We start from the raw sequence: 24,148 nt of genomic DNA, 5'->3' as shown, positions 1-24,148 counted from the left end.
CGGAGCTGCTGATGAAACGCGCCGGCCTGCTTGCCCTGGTGATTGCGCTGAGTGCCGGACCGGCTGCTGCCGGTGATGTTCAGGTGGCAGTGGCCGCCAACTTCACCGAACCGGCCAAGGCCATCGCCGTCGCCTTCCAAAGGAAGACCGGCCATACGGTCACCCAGAGCTTTGGGCCAACGGGCGGGTTCTACAGCCAGATCCAGAACGGCGCGCCGTTCGAGGTCTTCCTCTCGGCCGATCGCGACCGCCCAACGCGCCTCGAAAGCGAAGGCCACGGCGTGAAAGGCACGCGCTTCGTCTATGCCTATGGCGCCCTGGTACTGTGGAGCGCTACGCCGGGTTTCGTCGACGCCAAAGGCGCTGTGCTGAAGGGCCGTTACGACCACATTGCCATCGCCGATCCGGCCAGCGCACCCTATGGCGTCGCTGCGGTCGAAACCTTGAAAAAAATGGGCCTGTACGAACAGATTGCGCCGAAAATCGTAAGGGGCGTCTCGATCGCCCAGGCTTATACTTTCGTTTCGACCGGTGCGGCGGAACTGGGTTTCGTTGCCCTGTCGCAAGTCGTTCATGAAAAAGGCGGCTCGCGCTGGGTCGTACCAAAGTCGTACTACACGCCGATTGACCAGCAAGCTATCTTGCTGAAGCCCGGCGAAAAAGACCCGGCGGCCAAGGCCTATCTTGACTTTTTGCGCAGTCCGCAGGCCCTTGCCATCATCAAATCCTATGGCTACGAGGTGAAGTGATGATCGATCATATGGGCCTGCTGGTCTCCGACCGCAAAGCCAGCAAAGCTTTCTACACGGCCATATTTGCGCCCCTGGGCTACAGGCTGATCGTGGATGAGTCCTACGGCAGTGGTTTTGGCATTAACAAACCCGATTTCTGGTTGGTTGACGGCATGCCGCTCGACCTTATGCACGTTGCTTTCCAGGCGCAAAGCCGCGCCGCAGTCGATGCCTTTCATAAAATCGCCCTTGCGGCCGGAGGTGCGAACAACGGCGCTCCCGGCATCCGCGAGCACTATCACCCCAACTATTACGGCGCCTTTGTGCTCGATCCTGACGAGCACAATATCGAGGCCGTTTGTCATAAACCCGAATAATGACCGGCCTGGGGGATACCATCGTCGTCACTATCAACCTGGCGGCTGTGACCACAGTCTGCCTGGTCGTACTGGCGACACCCCTGGCGTGGTGGCTGTCGCGAGGATCGGGTCTGGTGCGCGATATGGTGACCGCGGTCGTCGCCTTGCCGGTAGTTTTACCGCCGACGGTACTGGGGTTTTACCTGCTGGTCGCCATGGGACCTAACTCGCCCTTGATGGCCGTGTTGCAGCCCTTCGGCATCCGGACCTTGAATTTTTCCTTTGCCGGTTTGGTCATCGGCTCGATCCTCTATTCCCTGCCGTTCGCCGTTCAGCCGATCCGCAATGCTTTTGAGGCCATCGGCGCGCGGCCGTTCGAGGTCGCGGCGACCCTGCGGGCCGCGCCGTGGGACGCCTTCTGGAGCGTCGCCCTGCCCCAGGCACGCAAGGGGTTTCTGACCGCGGCACTGCTGGTGTTTGCCCACACAGTGGGGGAATTCGGCGTGGTGCTGATGATCGGCGGCGCCATTCCGGGCAAGACCGAGGTGGTATCGATCCGCATCTTCCAGTTGGTCGAACAACTGAACTTCGCCGGAGCGCATCTTCTGGCCGGCGGGCTGATGGTGTTCGCTTTTGCGGTGCTGCTGGCTTTACTGGTTATCGAGCGCCGTATCGGGAGGGCTGCGCGTGATTGAGGTCTCCCTGACAGGCGTCACGGGCGGCTTCACGCTCGAAGCGGCGTTTTCGATCCCGGCCCAGGGAGTCACCGCTGTCTGGGGGCCGTCGGGTTCGGGCAAAACAACCTTGCTGCGGGCCATCGCCGGACTGACGCGATTTAACGGCCGGGTGATGGTCGATGGAGCGATCTGGCAAGACGGCGCGCAGTTCGTCCCCGTGCATCAACGCCGCGTTGGCTATGTCTTCCAGGAGCCTTCGCTTCTTTCGCATCTCAGCGTCCAGGGCAATCTCGACTATGCCCGCTACCGGTCAGGGGCTTCGGTCGATTTCGACAGGATCGTAGCCCAGACCGGCATCGAGGACTTGCTGGGGCGCGGGGTGGCAAAACTGTCTGGCGGCGAGCGCCAGCGGGTGGCCATGGCGCGCACCCTGCTGTCGGCACCGCAGCTGCTGTTGATGGACGAGCCGTTATCGAGCCTGGACGCCGAGGCCAAGGCAGGTCTGGTTCCGGTTATCGCTGCGATCGGCAAGACGGTGCCGGTGCTCTATGTCAGCCATGATGCCTTCGAGATTGAACGTTTGGCCGACCGGGTGTTGCGTCTGTCGAAAGGGCGGCTGATCGATGTGCCGGAATTGGACTTCGCCGCCGAAGTCGAGGGTTTGAGCGAGGCCGAGTTGAAAGCCCTGGCGCGAGCGGCTTTGAAGGCGGGGATACGGGTATAATCCTGAACCTTTTCTTCGCGCCTTCGCGTGAGACAACTTCCGCCGATCAAAGAGGTTTCACGCGAAGACGCGAAGGCGCGAAGTTCATGGTCACCACGATCGGGTGTGCTCAGGCAAGCCCCAGCAAACCCGTTGGATCAGGACATATCCGTTTCCACCGGTCGCGTTCGCTGTGTTTGAAGACGCCGGGATAGTCGCCGGATTTGTCCAGGATATCCAGTATGACCTGGAAATGCAGATGTGGGGTCCAGCCGCCATTGACGTGGGCCTCGCCCAGCCAGGCAATGCGGTCGCCAGCCTCGAAGCGTCGGCCGACACCTAAACCGTCCAGGCTGTTGCGGCTCAGGTGCCCGTACAGCGTCCAGAAGGTCAGGTCTTCAACTGCATGCTCCAGCAGTATCGTCGGACCATAATCCTTGACATTGGCATTGTTCTGAAAGCTATGCACACGCCCCGGGATCGGCGCAAACACTTCGCTCCCGGCAGCCGCAAATATGTCGATGCCGAGGTGGATGGTACGCGGCTCGCCCGATTCCGGAACAAACACCGGGCTGTCATAGATGGCGCGGTCCTCGTCGTAGCCGCCCCAGGCCAGGCGATCACCCTTCTGCACGGGCAGGTCGGCGGGGAAACTGACCGGCCAGTTGTTGGCCGCCAGACCTTCGGCATCCAGGCGCACCCGGTCGCAATCGCCGTGCAGCCCGCGAATAACTTCGGCCGGGCGATCGGTGCGCGCGGCCAGCCAGGCATGATACAGGTGGAAAACATCGCTCATCTGTCTGTGACTAGCTTAAACGCACAAACTTCGCTAGGACCGCGCCATGTCCCTGAGCAAAACATATGACGGCACAGAGCCGATCCGGCTGAACAAGTGGCTGGCCCAGAGCGGCGTCTGTTCACGCCGTGAAGCCGACACGCTCATCGAAGAGGGTTGCGTCGCCATTGCCGGCGAAGTCGTCCGCGATGCCGGCCGCAAGATCCTCTCAGGTCAGACCGTGACGCTGGATCGCGGCAAAACCCTGCCCATGACGGTCATCTACAACAAGCCGATCGGCATCGTCTCGGGCCAGCCAGAGCCTGGAGAAACGCCGGCGGTGCGCATGATCCGCCGTGCGAATGTCTTCGGACCGGCCGATGTCTATCCCGACCAGACTTCCAAGCTGGCGCCGATCGGGCGGCTCGACAAGGACTCGCATGGTTTGTTGATACTTTCCGAGGACGGGGTTTTGGCCAAGGCGGTCATCGGCCCGGATTCAGAACTCGACAAGGCCTACCACGTCCAGGTCCGCGGCCAGATCATTGAGGCCAAGCTGGCGTGGTTGCGGCACGGCCTCGAACTGGACGGCCGCAAGCTGAAACCGGCTGAGGTGACCCAGACCGGCCCACAATCACTGACCTTCGTACTTAGGGAAGGCCGCAAACGCCAGATTCGCCGCATGTGCGACATGGTCGAACTGCGGGTGACCGACCTGTACCGCGACCGGATCGGACCGCTGCACCTGAGGGATTTGCCGGAAGGCCAGTGGCGGCTGATGACATCGGACGAACGCGACGCCCTCATCAAGGCCGGTCACACCCCTTCCGGCGCCACATAGCGCATCGTCAGCGACAACCTACGGCCGCGCGGCAAAACCAGGCCGCCGACGCGGTCCGACTTGCGGCCGACAATGCCATGCATCCACTGTTCGCGCACCTCGCCCGTCATCACCACCAGGCTGCGCGGCCGCAGATAGTGCGAGCGAGTGACCTGGCCAGGCCGGGTAAAGTCCATCATCACCGCCGAACCCAAACTTACGATTGCCACCGACCGGATAAGCTCGATATCACGGTCCTTATGCGCGCCGATCCCCTGCCCCGGTTCATATTCGTTGACCAGGGCGCGCTGCGGCACGCCGCCAAACCAACCGTCGGCCTGTAATCGGCGCGCATGGATATTCAGCCATTCTTCCATCGGCTGGGATTGATAATCGGTTGGCCGGCCCACGGCCGTGTCGTCATAGTCCCAACCATACCACTGCCGGCGGCGCAACAGGTCCAGCGACCACGGCCGGCGATCGATCTGGGCGATCAGTTCGGCCTCTTCGGCCAAGGTGATGTAATCTTCGCAGTAGCTGAGCCCCGCCACGGGCTCAGGCTCGAACAGATCCAACAGAGACAGGGCGGACATTCTGCGACTCGATTAAGGAACAAAAGAAGAACATAATGCCCGAGAAAGGGCAAGAGGCTAAATCACCGCCCTGACGACCGTGTGCCGGTACCCGTTCAAAACAATGCAGGGAGATCGCGCAGCACGTCTGGCTGATACAATTGCGACCAAGACACCGAGCCAAAGACATCAGACTCTGACAGGCTCGCCTTATCCCATGACCGTCACACACCGGATAAGGATTTACTCCCATGACCACGCAAAAACTGGCCGCCTTGGCCATCGTATCCCTGATCGGCCTGGCGCTTTGCCAGCGCGCGCTTTCGCAAACGGTCTCTTATGACTCCCCCGCCGTTGGAATCGTCACACCATCGCCACTGATGACGGCCAAATACTATCTGACCGACATCCCCAACCTGGCCACGTCCGGCACCATCGCGGCCAATCCGAACCTTGATGCCAACCTACAGTCCGCCGCCGCCGAAGCCTCCCTGCTCAGCACGCCGCCGAAACTGAAAGCTTTTGTATGGACGCCGTCGGGCACCGCACCCGCCAGTGGCTGGCCTGCCGTGGTCATGATGGGCGGTCATGGCGGCATTTATTCAACTGACAAGCCAGATAAAAACCCCGGCACCTTCGAAAAACTGAGCAACCGATCCAAGATGTGGGGCGATTACTGGAAGTCGAAGGGCTTCGTCGCCATCTTGATGGACGACTTCACCGCCTACGGAATGCCGATGGGATTCCCGGACACCGACGCCAGCAACCGTCCCGGTTGGGCCAGCGCAGCCAATGCCCGCCCCTACTTCGCGTACAGCGCTTTGGCGGCGATCAAGGCGAAGTTCGATCACGTCAACGAAACCCAGGTGGTACTCATGGGGTGGTCCAACGGTGGGACGACCACCTTGTCCGCCCTCGCCGCGACCAATACGCCCCTGCCCGTTAGTTTTGCCGCCAACACGTCTTCGGGCTTCCAGGCCGGTTTTGTCCTCTACCCAGCTTGCGGCATGGAAAACCGCTACGCTATCTCCGGCAATGGCGTCGGCAACTATGATTCCTATGTCCCCATTCATCTAATCAATGCCGCCGCCGACACCAAGGTCGACATTACGGTTTGCAATCCCAAACTGCTTGATGTCGTCGCCGCCAAAAGCGACCGCCTGACCATGGAGACCCGCGCCGGCGCTACGCACAATTTCGATGCCAACAACGCCACAACCAATGGCAACAGCAATAATGTGGCAGCCCGCGACCATGCCCTGACCTATGCCGTTACATTTATCAAAGACAAACTCGGCCTGTAACAGGTTTGGCCGACACGCTGAAAACGTGCCGCGGCAACACCAAAAAGTAGTGCTCAAAAATCGCACTTCCCCTTCCACGGGAATCACCACCTAATCGCTCGTATCAACTCCACCTTGCGGCAGTCTCCAACCACCCCGGAGGCTGCCGTTTTTTTGTTGCAGTGTGTCCTGGCACGATGCTTGATAGGCCTCTCCAGAAGAAGCCAGTCGGGGGCGTAGCGTGATTTCGCGTAGGCGTTTGTTAATGTCGGCCGCTGCCACGGCGGCAGCCCTTGCCCTGCCCGTTCGCGCCGATCCGCTGGGCCGGGCCGATCCGACCATTTTCATCGATCCGATGATCGGCACTGGCGGCCATGGTCATGTCTTCCCCGGCGCCACCGTCCCGTTCGGCATGATTCAGCTGTCGCCCGACACCGACAATGCTCGCTGGGATGCCTGTTCCGGCTATTACTACGACGACTCGACCCTGCTCGGCTTCTCGCATACCCACCTGTCCGGCACCGGCGCCAGCGACATGATGGATCTGCTGGTGGTGCCTTTCCTTGGTGAGACCAGGCTATCGCCCGGAACGCTGGCCAATCCGGAAGGCAGCTACCGTACCCGAATGAGCCACGAACACGAGGTGGCCACACCCGGCTACTACAGCCTGATCCTGCCCGACACCGGCATCCGCGCCGAACTGACGGCCACGGCGCGCGCCGGCCTGCACCGCTATACCTTCCCCGCGGGTCAGCCCGCCCGCATCCTGCTCGACTGGACCCACGGCTATCGCGACCGCGACCTGTCACAGACCCTGATCGCCTCGGCCCAGTTCCAGGCCAACAGCCAGACCGTCCTGGCCGGATCGCGTCGGGTGCTGCAATGGGCCAATGGCCGCCATATCCACTTTGTCATGCGGCTGTCGCAACCGTTCGAGACCATTCAGTTTTACGAAAACGACGAACCGGTCGACGAAATCGCCGCCTTCACCGGCCGCAAGCTTAAGGCTGTGCTCGATTTCGGTGTCCTGAACGAGCCCTTGCTGATCAAGGCTGCCGTGTCAGCGGTCGACATCCCTGGCGCCCTGACAAATCTCGACACCGACCTGCCGCACTGGGATTTCGAAGCCGTTCACGGTGCCGCCCGCGCCGCGTGGGCGCAGGCCCTGTCGCCCATCCGCATCGAAACCGAGAGCGAATCCGACCGGCGCATCTTCCATACGGCCATGTACCACGCCCATATGGCGCCGACCCTGTTCAGCGACCACGACGGCCGCTACCGCGGCATGGACGGCGCGGTTCACACCCTGGTGCCCGGCGAGGTCAATTACAGCACCTACAGCCTGTGGGACACCTACCGCACCTGGCATCCGCTGATGACCATACTGGCGCCCGACCGCGCCGCCGCCTACGCCCGCAACCTGATCGAACAAGGCCTGCAGAGCCCGGCCGGACCGTGCATCTGGCCGCTGCAAGGGGTCGAGACCTATTGCATGATAGGCTGGCATTCCGCTGTGGTGATCGCCGAAGCGCTGAACAAGGGGCTACCCGGCATCGATGCTGCCAGGGCCTGGTCTTTGTACCGTCAACTGGCGTTTCAACGCACCGAGTTCGGGCTGGACAGCTATCGCGCCAAGGGCTTTATCCCTGCCGATGTCCAGAACCAGTCGGTCAGCAAGACCATCGAATACAGCCTCGACGACTGGGCCATGGCCCATATCGCCGAATTTGCCGGGGAGACGCGTGATGCCGACGCGCTGCGTCAGCGCTCGGGCAATTACCGCAATGTCTTCGACAAGAAGACCCGGTTCATGCGGCCGCGTCTGAAGACCGGCCGCTGGGCCGAACCGTTTGATCCGCGCGCCATGGGTCATAGCCCGAGGTGGTGGGACTATTGCGAGAGCAATGCCTGGCAGGCGACCTTCGGTGTCCAGCACGACATCTATGGAACCATCGCATTGTTCGGCGGCGACGCAGCGTTCGAGGCACGACTGGACGCGTTGTTTGCTGCGTCTTCTGAACTGCTTCCGGGCTCGCCTCCGGACATGGACGGCATGATCGGCCAATATGTGCACGGCAACGAACCGTCGCACCATATCGCCTATCTCTATGCCTTTGCCGGTGTGCCGTGGAAAACGCAAGCGATGGTGCGCAAAATCCTGCGCGAGCAGTACCGCGACGGACCGGACGGCATGTCGGGCAATGAGGACTGCGGCCAGATGAGTGCCTGGTACATCATGTCGGCGCTGGGCTTCTATCCGGTAGATCCGGTCAGCGGCATTTACGTCTTCGGATCGCCACTGTTCCCGGTGGCGGAAATCAAGGTTGGTGAAGGCTCATTGCGTGTTGTGGCCGAGAATGTCGACAACGGCCCTTACATCCAGAGCGTGACCCTGAACGGTCAGCCGTATGACCGGTCGTGGATAAGCCATGCCGATATCATGAATGGCGGGGAACTGAGGTTTGTCATGGGCGCTGAGCCGAACACAGCGTTCGGCGCGAATGCGGCGGACAGACCGCCTTCTTTCGTGTAATCCCGCCGTCTCGACGCGATCGCCCAAGAAGACGCCGAAAGCGTAGCGAGTCGCGACGGAGGGGGCGTGAAGCCCACCACTGCGTCAGGAACTCGGGTGCCTGCCTGTCCAGCGGTCCCGCCCGGCCCAATATGTACAACTCGGGCATTCTTCACCTTCCGGATAGTCGATCCCTTCCTCATGCGGACAGCCGATCAAGCGGTCCACCATGGCTATGGAATGTACGTCGTGTTCGTGCAAGAAGTCGACAATCTCGATGATGATGGAAGCGTCCTTTCGCACATCCACTGTTTCGGAAAACCAGCGGCGCAACTCATCAGGCTCGCTGTCCGGCGCGCCCATGATGCTGACAACGACCTTGCTCGCCCGTGTGTTGTCGGGACCGTAGAAGGCAACGGTGCCGATCGGATAAGACCGCGCGCCCTTCTTCGCCTTCTTTTCCAACCATTTCCTGGCTTTGAATTCAGGCGTCATGATTGAGTCTCCTTGTCCAGCAATGCACTCCGATATCTTCTGCTCGCGACGATTTCGCGGCCATCGCTCAGGGTAATGCGCAGATCGCCCGACGGCGTTGCTGTATAGCTTTTCATATGCACCGGGTTCAACAACCGCGACCGGTGGATGCGCGCAAAGCCCGTCAGCCGCTTTTCCAAAGCGCTCAGGGTACCGCGGATCAGCAGCGGCTTCGTCGCCAGATGAAGTTCGACATAGTTGCCGGCCGCCTCGGCATAGATGATCTCGTCCGCCGCCAGATACAGGGTCCGACCGTCGGTCTTGACCTCGATCCGGCCGTCACCCTGCGGCAAAGGCTTAGCCTCTGTCACCCGCTCATAAGCCCAGAAAAACGCCAGGAACAGCAGATAGGCCAGGCCATCCTTGCGGCCCTCATAGATCAGATGCAGCAGCAGATTGCCATGGGTGAAATCATAGGCCGACCCCATGGTGGCATAGACCGCCTTGCGCATGACCACCATGATCGCGACATGGCTCAACGAGAACATCACCAGTCCGACGGCATGAACAACACAGAACAGGGTCAGGCCCAAACGCCGCCAGTGAAATTGCCGGTAGCCCAGCCAGATCACCGGCAAGACGATCATGATGGTCAGGGCGCTGCTGATCTCCCAGGTAAACGGCTCCCAGATGTGGAACTCACGGTCGCCGGGTGGGTTTTCTATCAATTCGGACGAAACATTGACGATGGTGTGCATCCACACCAGAACCATGACCGCCAGATAGAGGCGCCACGGCATCCATCCGTTCATCCCGGATCCCTCGCCGCTCGTCCCTGAATTGCCGCCGCTGGTCACCGCTCGTCCCACGCCTGCTGCCGCCCATGTCGCGGCTCTTGCCACAGGATAACCCTATGTCACGGTCTGCGCCACGACTTTACGGAGACATCCATGGAAACGACGGCGCGGCGCTACGATCTCGACTGGTTGCGGATCATAGCCTTCGGACTATTAATTTTTTACCATATCGGCATGTTCTACGTGACCTGGGGATGGCACGTCAAAAGCGACCATGCCTCGCCCGCCATCGAGCCCCTGATGCTGGTCGTCAATCCATGGCGGCTCGACTTGCTATTCTTTATTTCCGGCGTCGCCACGCGCTTCCTGGCTGACAAGATGCCGGCCAGACTACTGGGCTGGAAACTGGCCGGTTCGCGGTTCAATCGCCTGTTCTGGCCGCTGGTCTTTGGAATGGTGGTCATCGTCGCACCGCAAGCCTTCTACGAGATCAAGACCGACTTGAACTATACCGGCAGCTATCTCGAATTCTGGGGCAGGTACCTGACCGGCTACAACAAGTGGTGCGACCAGGAAGGATGCCTGATCGTCCCGACCTGGAACCACCTGTGGTACGTCGCCTATCTCCTGGCCTACAGCCTGATCTTCGCCTTCCTCTGGCCGCTGCTGAAACGCATTCCGATGGCCTGGGCGAAAACCTTGCCGGCCTGGGTCTACCTGGCTGTTCCTGCGGCGTTCTACTGGTTCTGCAACGGCTATCTCGAGCCCCGCTTCGAGGAGACTCACGCCTTTATCGACGACTGGGCGCTTCACGCCATCTCGTTCGGCTTCTTTATGCTGGGCACGCTGGTCGCCAAGTTCGATCGCCTGTTCGAGATCGCGCGCCGCTGGCGCTGGCTCAACCTGGCCACCGGACTGATTGCCTATGGCCTTGTCGCCTGGCTGCGCGCACTGTACTACGCCGGCCAGCTTTCTCTGCCGCTTGAGATCGCCTTCCCGCTCGGAAACTTCATAGAATCGATGCAGGCCGTCTTCATGATGATGGCGCTTCTGGGCTTTGCCCGTCAGCATCTGGCCAAGGCCGACGGTCCGATACGCCGCACCCTGACCGAGGCGATTTTTCCCTTCTATATCGTTCATCAAACCCTCACCGTGGTCGCAGCCTATGAACTGAACCGACTGCATTGGCCGGTCCCCGTCGAGGCCATAGCCCTCATCGTCATTACCTTTGGCGGTTGCTGGCTGAGTTATGAGATCGTGCGCCGGATACCGCCGCTGCGGCCGCTGTTCGGCTTGCCGCTTCGATCGCGAAAGGCTTGACCGGCAAGGCAAAACGCGAAAGACTCCGGTCACGTTGAACAAGGACCTCACCGTGGCCCCATCCCCTCATCCGCTGGTTCTCAATGGTCGTCAGGCCTTCAAGGCCGGTGACCTTCCGGGTGCCATGAGCCTGTGCGAACTGCGTCTTCACGACGCGCCCACCGACACGCAGGCTCTGGAGCTGAAAGCGGTCATCCTGCAAGGCCGTGGCGATGCCGCCGGCGCCGAAGCGGTCATGCGCCGGGCGATCACCGCCGATCCGGCCTGCGACTGGGCGCTCAACGACCTGACCTTGTTGCTGCGCGCCCAGGGCCGCGGCGGCGATGCCGAGATGGCAGCGCGCGAAGCCGTCGCCGCCCGGCCGGCCGACGCCCAGGCCCACCTGCAACTGGGCGTCATCCTGGCCGAAAAGGACGACCTGCCCGCCGCCGAATACCACAATCGCAAGGTCATCGAACTGGCAGGTGCCCACCCCCAGGCCCTGCTTAATCTCGGCCTGACGCTCTACAACCAAGGCCAGATCGCCGAGGCCGAAGACCTGCTGCTGCGCGTCCATCGCCAGGCGCCCGACAACGCCATGATCATGGCGCACATTTCGCGGTTGTTCGAGGCCAGGCGTGACATGGACAGCGCTTTTGCCTGGCTGGATCGCGCCGAAGCGGCCGGCCGCAAGACGGGCGAAGATTTCACCGTCCTGCGCGCCATTTATCTCCGAAATACCGGCCGGGCCCGGGAAGGCCTCGACCTGATTGACCGGACGCCAAACCCGGAAGCGCCTGCCCGCCTGGAACGCGGACACCTGCTTGACAAGCTGGGCCGTTACGACGAGGCGTGGCAAGCCTTCAGCAACGCCAAGGCCGGCCTGGCCCGCGACCGCGGTGTGAGATACCACGCCGACAAGGTCACCGCGCAGTATGCCGCGATGAAAACCTTCTTCACCCGCGACACGCTGCGCCGCCTGCCCAAGGCAAGGGTGCGCAGCGACATCGCTCAACCGGTCTTCATTCTCGGTTTTCCGCGCTCGGGCACAACCATGCTGGAGCAGATGCTGGCGAGCCACCCGCAGGCCGGCGCCGGCGGCGAACTGCCGTTCGTATTCGAGTGGCAGGCCCTCGTGCGCACGCTTTTGCCCGGCGACCGCAACTTTCCGGACAAGCTCGCCTTCCTGACGGCGGGCGACTACCGCCACGTCCCTGGCGTCCTGCGTGACTACTATCTCGGCCGCGCCGAAACCTATGGGGTTATGGGTAAGGGCAAGACGCGGTTCAGCGACAAGATGCCGCTGAACGACGTCTACCTCCCGCTGATCCAGATGGCTTTTCCGGCAGCGCCGGTTATTCGCCTGGTCCGCCACCCGCTCGATATCGCTGTCTCGGTCCTGTCGCACAACCTGACCCATGGCGAAAACTTCGGCTACGCTATCGAGACCATCCTGGCGCACATGATGGCGACCCATGACTTGAACCAGCATTACAAGGCCGTGCTGGACCATACCGTCATGGAGCTGAAATACGAAGACTTTGTCGCCGATCAGGACGGCCAGACCCGGCGCGTCCTCGGCCATTGCGGCCTGGAGTACGATCCGGCCTGCCTGCGTTTCCATGAGAACCCCCGCCACGCTCCAACGCCGTCCTATGCCCAGGTGTCCCAGCCACTCAACAGCCGCTCGGTCGGCCGGTGGCGCAACTATCGCCGTCATCTTGAACCCTATCTGGACCGGATCGCGGCGATGATCGCGGATCTGGGCTATGGAGTCGCCTGAAAGCCACGCTTGTGTGGCATTGATGACAGTCGTGTGATTTCGCATTAGCGAAGGTTGTCCTCCCCATGTTAGCTTTTTTGGGATGGACGGGGTTGGAACAAGCAAGCTGGCACAGGAAGCGGCGTGGTGGCACGCCTGGCGGCGGCTTGACCTGTCGTGGGACGGCCTGACGCGCCGGGAAGGTCATGACGGGGCCACGCTGCAGGACTATTGGCGCAACGAGTCCGGGCGATTGATCCCCGAGCCCGGAACGCAGCGCCTGTGGACCCGGTTCCATTGTCCCTTCGTCTTCGAGGATGGCACGGCTTCGCCGAAATCCACCTGGACGGCGGCCGACTGGGCCGACCTGCATGCAAGCTTGCGCACACGGCTGGCCATGGGAACGGAAGGCAAGCCGTGCCTGCTGACCGGTGCTGTCCTGGATGGGCTGTTCGAGGCCGAAGCCGAGGTGCCGGATGAGGCCGGATATTTGTGGTTGCGGGCCAACTGGACCTATTTCCGCGATGGCGTCGATATGAGCCGCAACGGCCTTGGGCTGGCCGATTTCCGTGCGGCCTGGTTCGGCGGCAAGGCGGTGTTCGAAGGCGCCCGCGCTGTCACCGCCGAATTCGACGGGGCTCTGTACAGCGAACGCATGGGCGGGACCGAGGTCCAGGTCCGCGCTGACACAAACGTCGAACCGGTTCGCGTCCAGCCCCGCCTGGTCGAGCCGGAGCCTGAGACGGCTAGGAGGGGTCTAACAGGCCGGATAGTGGCCGGCATCGTTGTTTTGGGCGGTCTCGCGGTCGCGCTTTGGTTCCTTATCCAAAACGCCTGATACTTATCCTCCCCCGCAAGCGGTGGAGGATAAGTTGATAAGCCCCTGGAGATCAGACCTCACTCCGTCACCGGCGTCAGACGAACCTCCTGCAGCGCCCATTCCGGCGGCGGAGCGCCTTGCGCAAAGGTGAAGCAAAGGTCGTTCGTCCCAGCCACAGCCGGCACAGCCGCCGTCAGAACCGTCACGCCCGTCGACTTCGCAGCTTTCGCCAAAGGCAACCTCGCCACCGGTTCGCCCGTACAGCCGCCGACACGGACCAGCAGTTCGCCGTCCCTGGTCTGCGGCGTATCGAAGACGATCGGAGCCGGCCGGTTGCCGAGCTGGAAGTTGAACGGATAGTTGGCCACCTTCGCCGTGAGCTTGAGCCCTTTCGACGTATCCGCCCCGCGCCAGATCCAGCAGGGTTTCAGGATATCCATCAGCATCACCGCCCGCTCGCCATTGGTCGCGCCGTCATCCTCCAGCGCCAGGTTCAGCTTGCCCTCGCAGATCTCCAACTGATAACTGTCTCGCGTTTCCAGCGCCGCCCGCGTCACCGCCAATCGACGTTCGCGCCCCAGCGGCGTCCCGTTCAAGAAGGTCTGCACCGTCAGGATGGTGCCGTCGGCGACCGTCACCGGCACACCATATACCGCGCCATCGACGCGGATCTCACCCAGGTCGAGACCGTTCTTCAGCGCGACGGTAATCTTGCCGTCCGCCGCCGGAGACAGGGTCATGTGCGGCTCGAACGGTACAGTATTGTAGCGCATACCGGTCGCGCGCAAACGATTCAGGCCGGCCGGCAGACGGCGGGTAAAGTCAGTCCAGTCATGGCTCGCCGCCGGGCTCCAGCCAACCTCGGCCACGGCCAGCAAGCGCGGGAAGGCCATGATCTCGACGCGTTCGTCGGTGCGGATATGTTCGGTCCACAGATTGGCCTGCAGACCCAGCACATGCTTGCGCTCAGGCGGCGTCATGGCCTCCAGCGCCGGGTTGAAGTCATAGACCGTTCGCAAGGTCGTCGGCACACCACGGCCCGGCGGTTCATCGCTGAAAGAGCTCTGGCGATGATCAAAATACAGCATCGGCGCTGGCGACAGCACCGTATCATGTCCCGACCGGGCCGCGGTCACCGCGCCATCGACGCCGCGCCAGCTCATCACGGTGGCATCGGGGGCGATACCGCCCTCCAGGATCTCGTCCCAGCCGATCAGCCGCCGCCCCCGCGCCGACAGAGTCTTGCCGACGCGCTGGATGAACCAGGACTGAAGTTCGTGCTCATCCTTCAGCCCCAGCTCCCTGATCTTCGCCTGAATGGCTGGCGATGCCTGCCATTGCGGCTTGATGGCTTCATCGCCGCCGACGTGGATATAGGGGCTGGGAAAAAGGTCCATGACCTCGTTGAACACCGTATCGAGGAACGCAAAGGTGCGGTCCTCGACATTAAGCAGGTTGGGATAGACGCCCCAGTCGGACATGCCTTGTTTCGGCTTCGTCCCCTCGGCGCCGAACTCCGGATAGGCGGTAATGATCGCCGTGGCGTGGCCAGGCACGTCGATTTCCGGTACCACCGTGATATTGCGCGCGGCGGCATAGGCGACGATGTCGCGGACCTGATCTTGCGTGTAATAGCCACCGTACCAAAGCGGCTTACCGTCCCTCGTCCAGCCCGCCGCGCCGGCCGGCTGGCGAAAGGCAGTCTTTTGAATCAGTTTCGGATAGGCCTTGATCTCCAGCCGCCAGCCCTGGTCGTCGGTCAGGTGCCACTGCAGGACGTTGAGCTTATGGATCGCCATCGCATCGATGATCTTCTTGATCTGCTGCGGCGACTGGAAATGGCGCACCGAGTCAAGCATCAGCCCGCGCCATTGGAAGCGCGGCGTGTCGGCAATAGCCACGGCGGGCAGGTTCGCTGCACCATTTGTGGCATCCTGGGTGGCCAACTGCCACAGGGTCACGGCACCATAGAACAGACCTTCGCGCGCGCCGGCGCTGATAGTGACCGAGCCGGGCGCAACATCCAGCCGATAGGCTTCGGCATGACCGGCAGCCGGGCTGCGGACAAAGCGGATCGCGGCTTCGCCTGGCGCCGGTTCACCGGTGACGATCTCAATCGTGAGGTTTCGGGTCGTCTTCAACTGTTTGCGCAGGTAAACGGCAGCATTGCGCGCATCGGCATCTCCGGCCGGCACATAGATCCGCGTCTTCGGCGTCAGGGCGAATGTCCCCTCGCCGTCCGTCATCTGCGCCGGAACCGGGGTCAGCGCGGGCGCGGCCGCAACGGGCGTCGCCACCAAAGCCGCCAGCAAAGCAGCAAGGACTGTCAGTTTCATGTTTCCGCCTTTTATGTTACGGCCGACTGTGGACCTCTCAAAAAACAAGAGCAAGTCCGGTGTGACGCCGGACTTGCTCGATTTTTCTGGTCCACCGCAGGAGGATCTGCGGTGGTGAGGAATGGCCGGTTTTTGTCATGCCGGGATCGCGTCCGCCAGAAGGGCGGCAAACACAGGATCGAAAACCCCGGCAACCGGTCAGCACCGCATTGGGAAGACGACGGCGGACCAGAAGATTCCGGACCGGAAGTGCCACACCTCCGGCCCGGGTAACGCTTTACGCAATCAATATTTCAAACGGGCGCCAACATAGAAGGACTGACCGTTGTCGTAGTAGGCGCGCGGGATGCTGGGATCGCCGACGAAGTAGTAGAGCTTCTCATGCAGCAGGTTTTGGGCATCAACCGTCAGGGCGACGCTTTCGGTCACGTTGTAGCTGAAGGAGCCATCCAGCGTGCCGTAGTCGTCCTGCCACATCGTCGTGCCACGATCGCTGCCCGAATTGAACTTCGAGCGGAAATTATAGGCCAGACGCGTGCTGATCTTGTCGTTTTCGTAGTAACCCGTCAGATTGTAGGTGGTCTTCGAATTGCCATCCAAGGGTTTGCCATTGTCGTATTTGGCGTCGACATAGGTGTAGTTGAAGATGACACCGAAGCCGGTATCGCCGAACGGCTGCTGGGCGTTGAACTCAAAGCCCTTGGCCGTCGCCTCGCCGCCGTTCGCCGGACCCGACAGCGTGAAGTTGGCGCCATTGGGGGTCTGCTGGGTGCGGAAGAACTGCTGGAAGCTTTCGGTCGTGATGTAGTTGTCGATGTCCAGGTTAAAGACACCAAACGACAGCAGCGACTGCGGCGCATAATACCATTCGGCCGTCAGGTTGTACTGCCAGGCGCGATAAGGCTCCAGGTTCGGATTGCCGCCCGCCGTACCGGTAAGGTTTGAGTCGACCAGCGAGAAGGCGCCGGCCAGCTGGGCATAGCCCGGCCGGGTAATGACCTTGGCGGCGCCGGCACGGATCAGCACGTCATTGCCCAGGTCGTAGGTCAGGTCAGCACTGGGCAGGTAATCCCAATATTCTTTTTCGGTGGTTTCTGAGCCCCACGAGCCAAAGACGTTGGTGACGGTCTTGACCGCCGCATTGGCAGACCACTGGGTCGAGGCCGTCTGCGTTTTGACAGCGCGCAGGCCGACATTCGAACGCCAGTTGTCGCCGGCCAGCTTACCCATCACATAATAGGCCGTCGTCTTTTCCTTTACGCCAAAGCTCAGCGGCGGATAGAAGGCAAATCTCCGGCCGCCATTGTTCGAGTCAAGATAGGCATAGACCGCGTCGGCGTCAGCGTAGGAGTAGCCGGGGATGTTGCCCAGTCCGTCGGCATAGTTATCCGGCGTCACGCCGCCCTTGAAGACGGTACCAAGGTCGACATTGCTGGTGCCGCCGTTGGCGCCATTGCCGGCCCAGGCATAGGCCAGGTAGTTCAGATCACGCTGGTGGTCGGTATAGCGGGTGCCGAACAGGACCGACTTGAAGATGCCGCTGTCGAAGTCATAGCGGAAATCGAGCTTGGCATAGGCTTCGGTGTCCGGTGACGAAATCGTGCCGCCCCACGACCAGCTGTACTTGTTGTTCAGGTAGGTCGCGGCCGTCGGGTCCGAGCCCAGGCCCGGGAAGCTGACCTGGGTGATCGGGTTGCCCAGGGTATAGCTGGCGCCCACGTTATCCCAGTAGGTTTCCCATGCGGCGGTGTCGTCGGTGACACCCTCACCCGAGGTGAAGCCGACCTGCGCCTTCATCGAGAAGTTCTCGGTGAAGTCATAACCGACATCGAGGTTCAGCACGTAGGTACTGGAGTGGGCCTTGCGGAAGATGTCGTCCTGGACGATCGAACCGCCCGCGGCCGCGGCATCGGCCGCGTCCCAGGTGGCCGAGGTGACGTAGCCGTTCGAAGTGGTGTAGCTCGTCGGGGTCTGGCCAGCCAGGCGCGAACCCCACAGCATGAAGTTGTGGTTTTCGTTGTCAGCGCCCAGGTGCGTGACCAGGCCCGAGAAGGCGATGTCGAGGTTTTCACCCTTCCATTGCGTCATGAAGTTGACGCCCTGGCGAATGCGCTCCTGGGTAAAATAGGCTGAACCGATCAGCGACGGCACCAGGAGAGTCTGGCCCGAACCGGCGAAATTGGCCTGCGGCGTGTAGCCCAGGATTTCCTGGCCATCGCGGCGGAACTGACGCTTTTCATAGTAGGCGCCGATCAGGAAGCCGAAGTCGCGGTTGTCGCTCTTCCAGCTGTACATGCCCGACACGTTGGGTGACCATTCGTCGGCCAGAGTGGCGTACATGCCCTGGGCCGAAACAGCGAAGGTGCCAGCCGGCAGGTCCAGGGGCTTGCGCACATGGACGTCGACCGTGCCACCGATGCCGCCTTCGGGCAGGTCGGCGCGCGAGGCCTTGATGATTTCGACGGAGCCGACAACTTCCGACGGCAGCATGGTGTAGTTGAACGAACGGCCGCCATTGGTCTGGTCCAGCACAAACCAGTCGCCAGTGGCGATGTTGTGGCCATCCATCAGGGTCAGGTTCAGGGTCGGGTCGGTGCCGCGGATCGAGATGCGTTCATTTTCGCCGAAACCGCCGGCATTGGCCGAACCGGTGACAACGTTTACGCCTGTCGCCCTGGCAAGGGAGTCGGCAACGTTCTTATCCGGGAACTTGCCGATGTCTTCGGCGGTGATGACTTCGGTGACGCCATCCGAGCTCTTCTTCTGGCGCAGGGCGCTTTGCAGCGATTTGCGGATGCCGGTGACGACGACGACGGTCGAGTCGTCTGTAGCGGCTGCGTCCTGGGCCCAGGACGCGGAGGTGATGCCTGCGGACATGGCCAGGGCCAGGGTGGCCGCGCCTGTCATCATCAGGACCTTGCGTTGAAACTTCATTGAATTCTTTCCCTATTCAGTTACTTGCCGCCAGCGGCTGTGGCGCGCCTCGGAAGCATTTTATTGCCGCGAATAGCTTTGGACAGGGGCATTTACAGTACCAGTAGGTAACCAATAAATACCAAGAGCATACCTTTAGCGGAGTAAACGGTGTGTTGATTCTAGAAATATGTCAATAATTTTTTACATTGGCCTTGCTTTGGGTCAGCGATACGGCGCCAATGTGACAATTTTGTCGCGCAATGCGCCGGCCTCCCGGGTGCGAAAGCCTTGTTTTCAAAGCCTTCCGCGCAGAATGTCTGTTTTTTGACGTCGCTTCTTGCTTTTTGGCCTGAACTCAGCCATACCAGTTGCAAGAATTGGTATTATCAGGGAACGAAAACATGTCAGAGACCGGAATCGCCACCGGCGCCACAGCACCGCAAAAGACACCCTGGGGGGCTGTCTTTCTCTTTTGCCTGCTGTTCTTTATCTTCGGGTTCGTAACGTGGCTGAACGGGCCGCTGATCACCTTCGTCAAGCTGGCCTTCAACCTCAGTGATGTCGACGCCTTCCTGGTGCCCTCGGTCTTCTATCTGTCCTACTTTTTCCTGTCCTTGCCCTCGGCCTTTATCCTGCGCAAGACGGGTATGAAGCGAGGCATGGCGTTGGGTCTTCTGGTCATGGGTATCGGCGCGGCCTGTTTCGGTCAGTTCGCCACCATGCGCATCTTCGAAGGCGCCCTGACGGGACTTTTCATCATCGGTGCCGGCCTGTCGATCCTGCAAACGGCAGCCAATCCCTACATTTCCGTCCTGGGGCCGATTGAGTCTGGCGCCCAACGCATCGCTGTCATGGGCATCTTCAACAAGTTCGCCGGCTTCCTGGCGCCCATCCTGGTCGGGACCTACATCCTGCACGGCGTCGGCGGTCTTGAAGCCGAGGTCAAGGCTGCCACCGATCCGGCGGTCCGCGACGCCATCCTGAATTCTTTCGCCGCCCGCATCCACACACCCTACATGGTGGTAGCCGCATTCCTGGCCCTGATGGCCGTCGCGACCTGGTTCTCCCCTCTGCCGGCCATTGGCGACGATGCCAACCCCTCCTCGGGCAAAAGCACAGGCGGCGCGATCGTCCAGATGCTGTTCGGTTTTTTCGCTATCTTCACCTATGTCGGGGTCGAGGTCATGGCCGGTGACGCCATCACCACCTATGGCAACAGCTTCGGTATGCCGCTGGACCAGACCAAGTTCTTCACCTCCTTCACCCTGGTCGCCATGCTGGTCGGCTATGTCGTCGGCCTGATAACGATTCCGCGCTTCATCAGCCAGGAACGTTACCTGATCCTTTCGGCGATCCTGGGCATCATCCTGACGGCCGGCGCCTTCTTCACCAAGGGCTTCCCTTCGGTCTTGTTTGTGGCCGCGCTGGGCTTTGCCAACGCCATGATGTGGCCGGCCATCTTCCCGCTGGGCATCCGCGGCCTGGGCAAGCTGACCGAATTCGGCGGCGCCCTGCTCGTCATGGGTATCGCCGGCGGCGCCGTTATCCCGTGGCTGTTTGCCTACCTCAAGGAGAGCATGGACTTCCAGTTGGTCTTCGTGATCCTCATGGTACCCTGCTACGCCTACATCCTGATCTTCGGGCTGATCGCCGGCCGCGAAGGCAAGGCGGCGGCGGATGCGAGGACCAAGGCCAGCGCGGCCGAGTTCTGAGCCCCGTCAAGCTTGAGCCAAAAATGTCCTTCGATTCGCGTATGATACCGGTCATGAACCAGAGTTCCGCCTTTCAGATGCCAGACTGCCAGATCCCAGACTGCCAGATCTTTGCCGGCGTCGACGGCGGCGGCACCAAGTGCCGCGTCCGCCTGCGCAATGCCCAAGGTGTCCTGATCGGCGAAGCCGAGGGCGGATCGGGCAATATCCGCCTGGGTCTCGATCTGGTGTGGAACAACATCCTGACGGCCATCGATCAGGCGCTCGTCAATGCCGGGGCCGGGCCGGGCCGCAACAGCGCTGTGTTCGGCAAGATGTCGCTGGGCCTCGGCCTGGCCGGTATCTCCGACGCCGGTGACGCCGCCCGCACAATCGCCGCCGGACCAAGGTTTGGCCGCTGCGAAGCGTCATCCGACGCCCATACGGCCGTGCTGGGCGCCTTTTCCGGCCGCGACGGCGGTATCCTGATCTCCGGCACCGGCAGCGCCGCCTATGCCTGGGTCGGCGGAAAGGGCATCCAGGTCGGCGGTTGGGGCTTCGAGCTGTGCGACGACGGTTCCGCGGCGGATCTCGGGCGCGACGCCCTGCGCGCCGCGCTTGATGGTCAGGACGGTATGGCGCCGACAACGGACTTTACCCGTGCCGTGATCGCCCGCTTTGGCACCGCCACCGACATTGTCCACTTCGTCACCGACGCCCGCCCCAGGGACTATGGCCAATTGGCGCCGATGGTGATGCAATTTGCCGATGCCGGCGACGCGGTCGCCGTCGCCCTGGTCGAGCAGCAGGCCCGCTTCATGGGCCGCTACATTGCCCGCCTCAATGAAATCGGCGCGAAAAGTGTCTGCCTGGTTGGCGGCATGGCACCGGTCTTCCAGCCATGGCTGTCGCCGGCGGCGCGTGCCGTGCTGGCCGAACCCGAGCATGACGCCCTGGAGGGTGCCATCCTGATGGCCCAGGGTCATGCCAACGGACTGACACCCGCAAAGGTCACGGGATGAGCGACTACCTGCTCGAGGTCTGCGTCGATACGGCGGCCGGTGTTCGTGCCGCCGCGATGAGCGGCGCCGACCGCATTGAACTGTGCGCTGCCCTGGCCGTCGGCGGTTTGACGCCATCGAGCGGCCTGATGCGGCTGGCTTTGGAGACCGGTTTGGATACCCGCATCATGGTCCGCCCGCGCGCGGGCGACTTTATCTATTCGGCCGACGAACTGGACGTCATGCGTCATGACATAGAAGCCGCCGCCAGCATCGGTCTGGCCGGTGTCGTTTTCGGCGCCAACCATGCCGACGGCCGCCTGGATATCGAGGTCCTGGACCGCCTGATGCACCAAGCCCGGCGCTATGGCCTGGAAACGGCCCTGCACCGCAGCTTCGACCTGGCGCCCGACCTGTCGCAAGCCCTGGAAACGACGATTGCGCTCGGCTTCGACACCGTCCTGACCTCCGGCGGGGCCCGATCTGCGCCGGCCGGGGTCGACCGGCTGCGCGATCTGGTTGAACAGGCTGATGGCCGCATCGAAATCCTGGCCGGCGCCGGTGTCACCGCCGCCAATGCCGGCGCTATCCTGATGTCCGGCGTCAAAGCCCTTCACGCCTCGTGCAGCTCACAGGTTCCGCTGCGCAGTCCGCGTGCGGTCGACCTGGGTTACGTCGCACCGGAGCAGCGCGACACCGACCCGGGGCTGGTTGCCGCCTTGCGCGCCGCCCTTGATACCCATGAGGCCAAACCTCGAGAGGATAGTCATGTCGTTTGCTGATTCCGTCGGCCATCTCAGCAAGGAAGACCCGGCGCCACTGTACCTTCAGTTGCAGCGGGCGCTGCGCGAGGCCATCACCCGCCGGCAACTGCATCAGGACGACGCCATTCCCCCCGAGCGCAACCTGGCCGAAGACTTCGACGTGTCCCGCATCACCGTGCGCAAGGCGATCGACGGTCTGGTCTCCGAAGGCCTGCTGACGCGCCGGCGCGGCGCCGGCACCTTTGTGGCCAGTCGGGTCGAAAAGAGTTTTTCAAAGCTGTCCTCCTTCTCGGAAGACATGATCTCGCGCGGCCGCAAACCCCATTCCGAATGGGTCAGCAAGTCCGCCGGCGCGGTCACGCCGGAGGAATCTCTGTCGCTGGGGCTTTCACCCGGTGCTTTGGTCTACCGCTTCCATCGGGTGCGTTATGCCGACGGCACGACCATGGCACTGGAACATTCGACCATTCCCGGCTATTGCCTGGCCTCGACCGAACAGGTGGCCAATTCACTTTACGAGGCGCTGGAACGCACCGGCCATCGTCCCGTCCGCGCCCTGCAACGGCTGCGGGCCATCGCTTTCAATGCCGAGCAGGCGGAACGACTGGGTGTCAAGCCCGGCGATCCCGGCCTGTTCATCGAACGCCGCGGCTTCCTGCAGGACGGCCGCGCCGCCGAATTCACCCAATCCTATTACCGCGGCGATGCCTATGATGTGGTCGCCGAGTTGAACGACATCAGTTAAGGACCAACCTTATGCCCTCCCCCACCCTCACTGCCCCTGTCGAGGCAGGCCAGACCTTGATGTTCTCCGAAGCCGCTGAAGGCGGCGCGGCGGTCGCACGTTTCCTGAAGCACAACCGGCCCGCCCTGGCCCGTCTTGGCGCCCGGCTTAAGGCCCAACCGCCGCGTTCGGTGACCACCGTCGCCCGCGGCTCGTCCGACCATGCCGCCACCTTCGGCAAGTACCTGATCGAGACGCTGACCGGGGTGCCGACCTCGACCGCCGCCATGTCGGTATCGTCCATCTATGCCGCCCCGGTCGTCGCTGCCGACTCGCTTTGCATTGCCATCTCGCAATCGGGCCGTTCGCCCGACCTGCTGGCTTCGGTTGAGGCCCACCGCAAGGCCGGCGCCTATGTCGTTGCCCTGGTCAACGATGAGGACTCACCGCTTGCCGCCCTGGCCGATGAACTGCTGCCGCTGAAGGCCGGACCGGAAAAATCGGTCGCCGCCACCAAGTCCTACATCACCTCCCTGGCCGGACTGGCCGCCATCGTCGCTGCCTGGTCGGACGACCGTGACCTGTCGGACGGCCTGAGCCACCTGCCGGGCCAGCTCGACAAGGCGTTCGCGCTCGACTGGTCGGCGGCCCTTCCGGCGCTGACCCCGGCGCGCAACCTGTTCGTTATCGGCCGCGGCTATGGCTTTGCCGTTGCCCAGGAGGCAGCGCTGAAGCTGAAGGAGACCTGCGCCCTGCACGCTGAGGCCTTCTCGGCTGCCGAGGTCCGCCACGGCCCGATGGCCATCGTCAATGACGGCTTCCCGATCCTCGCCTTCGCCACCTCCGACACGGCCGGCGACGGCGTACGCGACGTCTGCGCCGAGTTCGCCCAACGCGGCGCGTCGGTCCTGCTGGCCAATCCTGCCAAAGACCTGGACATCGGGATTGCCGGCACCACCCACCTGCCGGCGCTCAGCGCCGTCGCCGCTCTGGAACCCATTCTTCAGATCGCCAGCTTCTATCGCCTGGCCAACAGCCTGTCCCTGGCGCGCGGCCTCAACCCCGATTCTCCGCCGCACCTCAACAAAGTGACCAAGACCGTATGAGCAATTCAGGAAAAGTGGTCGCCACG

General features: G+C 62.2%; 21 protein-coding genes. 15 read left to right on the top strand and 6 right to left on the bottom strand.

Annotated elements, in window-relative coordinates:
- Window positions 1-11 precede the first annotated feature (11 nt).
- Genes modA through ABAC402_RS31680 form a run of 4 tightly spaced genes read left to right on the top strand, consistent with a single transcriptional unit; the run spans window position 12 to window position 2,491 of the window.
- Window positions 12-749 carry a molybdate ABC transporter substrate-binding protein gene (gene modA / locus ABAC402_RS31695; protein WP_023449824.1) on the top strand — a complete coding sequence of 246 codons (738 nt, stop codon included), beginning with the start codon at window positions 12-14 and terminating at the stop codon, window positions 747-749.
- Window positions 749-1,108 carry a VOC family protein gene (locus ABAC402_RS31690; protein ID WP_023449823.1) on the top strand — a complete coding sequence of 120 codons (360 nt, stop codon included), beginning with the start codon at window positions 749-751 and terminating at the stop codon, window positions 1,106-1,108. The genes modA and ABAC402_RS31690 overlap by 1 nt, the downstream gene beginning before the upstream one ends.
- Window positions 1,108-1,785, top strand: coding sequence for a molybdate ABC transporter permease subunit (gene modB / locus ABAC402_RS31685; protein WP_023449822.1), 678 nt, complete (start codon window positions 1,108-1,110; stop codon window positions 1,783-1,785). The genes ABAC402_RS31690 and modB overlap by 1 nt, the downstream gene beginning before the upstream one ends.
- Window positions 1,778-2,491 carry an ATP-binding cassette domain-containing protein gene (locus ABAC402_RS31680; protein ID WP_023449821.1) on the top strand — a complete coding sequence of 238 codons (714 nt, stop codon included), beginning with the start codon at window positions 1,778-1,780 and terminating at the stop codon, window positions 2,489-2,491. Before modB ends, ABAC402_RS31680 begins: the two co-directional genes overlap by 8 nt.
- A gap of 109 nt (window positions 2,492-2,600) precedes the next feature.
- Here ABAC402_RS31680 and ABAC402_RS31675 read toward each other — a convergent pair whose 3' ends face one another.
- Window positions 2,601-3,266, bottom strand: a complete 666-nt coding sequence (locus tag ABAC402_RS31675) for a peptidoglycan DD-metalloendopeptidase family protein (RefSeq protein ID WP_023449820.1) — start codon at window positions 3,264-3,266, stop codon at window positions 2,601-2,603.
- Between the two features lie 46 nt (window positions 3,267-3,312).
- Here ABAC402_RS31675 and ABAC402_RS31670 point away from each other — a divergent pair, with 46 nt between their 5' ends.
- On the top strand, window positions 3,313-4,086 hold the full coding sequence (locus ABAC402_RS31670; protein WP_023449819.1) for a pseudouridine synthase: 774 nt from the start codon (window positions 3,313-3,315) through the stop codon (window positions 4,084-4,086).
- Here the strand turns inward: ABAC402_RS31670 and ABAC402_RS31665 are convergent.
- Window positions 4,062-4,658: an alpha-ketoglutarate-dependent dioxygenase AlkB gene (locus tag ABAC402_RS31665; protein WP_023449818.1), complete on the bottom strand. Its 597-nt coding sequence runs from the start codon at window positions 4,656-4,658 to the stop codon at window positions 4,062-4,064. The two genes, ABAC402_RS31670 and ABAC402_RS31665, sit on opposite strands and share 25 nt — an antisense overlap.
- Before the next feature lie 230 nt (window positions 4,659-4,888).
- Between ABAC402_RS31665 and ABAC402_RS31660 the strand changes: the two genes are divergently transcribed.
- Window positions 4,889-5,941, top strand: coding sequence for a dienelactone hydrolase family protein (locus tag ABAC402_RS31660; RefSeq protein WP_023449817.1), 1,053 nt, complete (start codon window positions 4,889-4,891; stop codon window positions 5,939-5,941).
- Window positions 5,942-6,185: 244 nt separating this feature from the next.
- Entirely contained in the window at window positions 6,186-8,453 is a 2,268-nt protein-coding gene (locus tag ABAC402_RS31655; RefSeq protein ID WP_023449816.1) for a GH92 family glycosyl hydrolase, read from the top strand.
- Between the two features lie 84 nt (window positions 8,454-8,537).
- Here the strand turns inward: ABAC402_RS31655 and ABAC402_RS31650 are convergent, their stop codons facing one another.
- Together ABAC402_RS31650 and ABAC402_RS31645 are read right to left on the bottom strand one after the other, a co-directional pair.
- Window positions 8,538-8,927, bottom strand: coding sequence for a hypothetical protein (locus ABAC402_RS31650; RefSeq protein WP_023449815.1), 390 nt, complete (start codon window positions 8,925-8,927; stop codon window positions 8,538-8,540).
- Entirely contained in the window at window positions 8,924-9,718 is a 795-nt protein-coding gene (locus ABAC402_RS31645; RefSeq protein WP_023449814.1) for a LytTR family DNA-binding domain-containing protein, read from the bottom strand. The genes ABAC402_RS31650 and ABAC402_RS31645 overlap by 4 nt, the downstream gene beginning before the upstream one ends.
- Before the next feature lie 138 nt (window positions 9,719-9,856).
- On the opposite strand from ABAC402_RS31645, the gene ABAC402_RS31640 reads away from it, so the two are divergent.
- The 3 genes from ABAC402_RS31640 (at window position 9,857) to ABAC402_RS31630 (ending at window position 13,602) form a co-directional block, all read left to right on the top strand.
- On the top strand, window positions 9,857-11,023 hold the full coding sequence (locus ABAC402_RS31640; protein WP_023449813.1) for an acyltransferase family protein: 1,167 nt from the start codon (window positions 9,857-9,859) through the stop codon (window positions 11,021-11,023).
- Window positions 11,024-11,075: 52 nt separating this feature from the next.
- Window positions 11,076-12,785 carry a tetratricopeptide repeat-containing sulfotransferase family protein gene (locus ABAC402_RS31635; protein ID WP_031235646.1) on the top strand — a complete coding sequence of 570 codons (1,710 nt, stop codon included), beginning with the start codon at window positions 11,076-11,078 and terminating at the stop codon, window positions 12,783-12,785.
- An 82-nt stretch (window positions 12,786-12,867) separates the two neighbouring features.
- Window positions 12,868-13,602 carry a hypothetical protein gene (locus ABAC402_RS31630; protein ID WP_023449811.1) on the top strand — a complete coding sequence of 245 codons (735 nt, stop codon included), beginning with the start codon at window positions 12,868-12,870 and terminating at the stop codon, window positions 13,600-13,602.
- Window positions 13,603-13,661: 59 nt separating this feature from the next.
- Here the strand turns inward: ABAC402_RS31630 and ABAC402_RS31625 are convergent, their stop codons facing one another.
- Window positions 13,662-15,920: a family 20 glycosylhydrolase gene (locus tag ABAC402_RS31625; RefSeq protein ID WP_023449810.1), complete on the bottom strand. Its 2,259-nt coding sequence runs from the start codon at window positions 15,918-15,920 to the stop codon at window positions 13,662-13,664.
- A 285-nt stretch (window positions 15,921-16,205) separates the two neighbouring features.
- Window positions 16,206-18,854 (bottom strand): TonB-dependent receptor, encoded by a 2,649-nt coding sequence (locus ABAC402_RS31620; protein ID WP_023449809.1) that lies wholly within the window; start codon window positions 18,852-18,854, stop codon window positions 16,206-16,208.
- Window positions 18,855-19,237: 383 nt separating this feature from the next.
- Here ABAC402_RS31620 and ABAC402_RS31615 point away from each other — a divergent pair, with 383 nt between their 5' ends.
- Genes ABAC402_RS31615 through ABAC402_RS31595 form a run of 5 tightly spaced genes read left to right on the top strand, consistent with a single transcriptional unit; the run spans window position 19,238 to window position 24,122 of the window.
- On the top strand, window positions 19,238-20,548 hold the full coding sequence (locus ABAC402_RS31615) for a sugar MFS transporter (RefSeq protein ID WP_023449808.1): 1,311 nt from the start codon (window positions 19,238-19,240) through the stop codon (window positions 20,546-20,548).
- A 53-nt stretch (window positions 20,549-20,601) separates the two neighbouring features.
- Entirely contained in the window at window positions 20,602-21,549 is a 948-nt protein-coding gene (locus tag ABAC402_RS31610) for a BadF/BadG/BcrA/BcrD ATPase family protein (RefSeq protein WP_235079960.1), read from the top strand.
- The gene (locus ABAC402_RS31605) at window positions 21,546-22,310 is read left to right on the top strand and encodes a copper homeostasis protein CutC (RefSeq protein WP_023449806.1); all 765 of its coding nucleotides are present in this window, start codon (window positions 21,546-21,548) and stop codon (window positions 22,308-22,310) included. The genes ABAC402_RS31610 and ABAC402_RS31605 overlap by 4 nt, the downstream gene beginning before the upstream one ends.
- Window positions 22,297-23,037: a GntR family transcriptional regulator gene (locus ABAC402_RS31600; protein WP_023449805.1), complete on the top strand. Its 741-nt coding sequence runs from the start codon at window positions 22,297-22,299 to the stop codon at window positions 23,035-23,037. The genes ABAC402_RS31605 and ABAC402_RS31600 overlap by 14 nt, the downstream gene beginning before the upstream one ends.
- An 11-nt stretch (window positions 23,038-23,048) precedes the next feature.
- Complete coding sequence (locus ABAC402_RS31595; protein ID WP_023449804.1) at window positions 23,049-24,122, top strand: SIS domain-containing protein; 1,074 nt, start codon at window positions 23,049-23,051, stop codon at window positions 24,120-24,122.
- Window positions 24,123-24,148 lie beyond the last annotated feature (26 nt).

The organism is Asticcacaulis sp. AC402 (assembly GCF_000495835.1).
In the GTDB taxonomy this organism is placed as follows: Bacteria; Pseudomonadota; Alphaproteobacteria; order Caulobacterales; family Caulobacteraceae; genus Asticcacaulis.
Note: the sequence above shows the minus strand (reverse complement) of the source record. Positions and strands in the feature narration are given on the sequence as shown.

Excerpts from the sequence above, each read along its gene's own strand:
- ABAC402_RS31595 (WP_023449804.1), top strand. The coding sequence starts at position 23,049 with ATGCCCTCCCCCACCCTCACTGCCCCTGTCGAGGCAGGCCAGACCTTG.
- ABAC402_RS31645 (WP_023449814.1), bottom strand. The coding sequence starts at position 9,718 with ATGAACGGATGGATGCCGTGGCGCCTCTATCTGGCGGTCATGGTTCTG.
- ABAC402_RS31630 (WP_023449811.1), top strand. The coding sequence starts at position 12,868 with ATGGACGGGGTTGGAACAAGCAAGCTGGCACAGGAAGCGGCGTGGTGG.
- ABAC402_RS31615 (WP_023449808.1), top strand. The coding sequence starts at position 19,238 with ATGTCAGAGACCGGAATCGCCACCGGCGCCACAGCACCGCAAAAGACA.
- ABAC402_RS31660 (WP_023449817.1), top strand. The coding sequence starts at position 4,889 with ATGACCACGCAAAAACTGGCCGCCTTGGCCATCGTATCCCTGATCGGC.
- ABAC402_RS31625 (WP_023449810.1), bottom strand. The coding sequence starts at position 15,920 with ATGAAACTGACAGTCCTTGCTGCTTTGCTGGCGGCTTTGGTGGCGACG.
- ABAC402_RS31600 (WP_023449805.1), top strand. The coding sequence starts at position 22,297 with ATGTCGTTTGCTGATTCCGTCGGCCATCTCAGCAAGGAAGACCCGGCG.
- ABAC402_RS31605 (WP_023449806.1), top strand. The coding sequence starts at position 21,546 with ATGAGCGACTACCTGCTCGAGGTCTGCGTCGATACGGCGGCCGGTGTT.
- ABAC402_RS31655 (WP_023449816.1), top strand. The coding sequence starts at position 6,186 with ATGTCGGCCGCTGCCACGGCGGCAGCCCTTGCCCTGCCCGTTCGCGCC.
- ABAC402_RS31620 (WP_023449809.1), bottom strand. The coding sequence starts at position 18,854 with ATGAAGTTTCAACGCAAGGTCCTGATGATGACAGGCGCGGCCACCCTG.
- ABAC402_RS31665 (WP_023449818.1), bottom strand. The coding sequence starts at position 4,658 with ATGTCCGCCCTGTCTCTGTTGGATCTGTTCGAGCCTGAGCCCGTGGCG.
- ABAC402_RS31670 (WP_023449819.1), top strand. The coding sequence starts at position 3,313 with ATGTCCCTGAGCAAAACATATGACGGCACAGAGCCGATCCGGCTGAAC.
- modB (WP_023449822.1), top strand. The coding sequence starts at position 1,108 with ATGACCGGCCTGGGGGATACCATCGTCGTCACTATCAACCTGGCGGCT.
- ABAC402_RS31650 (WP_023449815.1), bottom strand. The coding sequence starts at position 8,927 with ATGACGCCTGAATTCAAAGCCAGGAAATGGTTGGAAAAGAAGGCGAAG.
- ABAC402_RS31640 (WP_023449813.1), top strand. The coding sequence starts at position 9,857 with ATGGAAACGACGGCGCGGCGCTACGATCTCGACTGGTTGCGGATCATA.
- ABAC402_RS31675 (WP_023449820.1), bottom strand. The coding sequence starts at position 3,266 with ATGAGCGATGTTTTCCACCTGTATCATGCCTGGCTGGCCGCGCGCACC.
- ABAC402_RS31610 (WP_235079960.1), top strand. The coding sequence starts at position 20,602 with ATGAACCAGAGTTCCGCCTTTCAGATGCCAGACTGCCAGATCCCAGAC.
- ABAC402_RS31690 (WP_023449823.1), top strand. The coding sequence starts at position 749 with ATGATCGATCATATGGGCCTGCTGGTCTCCGACCGCAAAGCCAGCAAA.
- modA (WP_023449824.1), top strand. The coding sequence starts at position 12 with ATGAAACGCGCCGGCCTGCTTGCCCTGGTGATTGCGCTGAGTGCCGGA.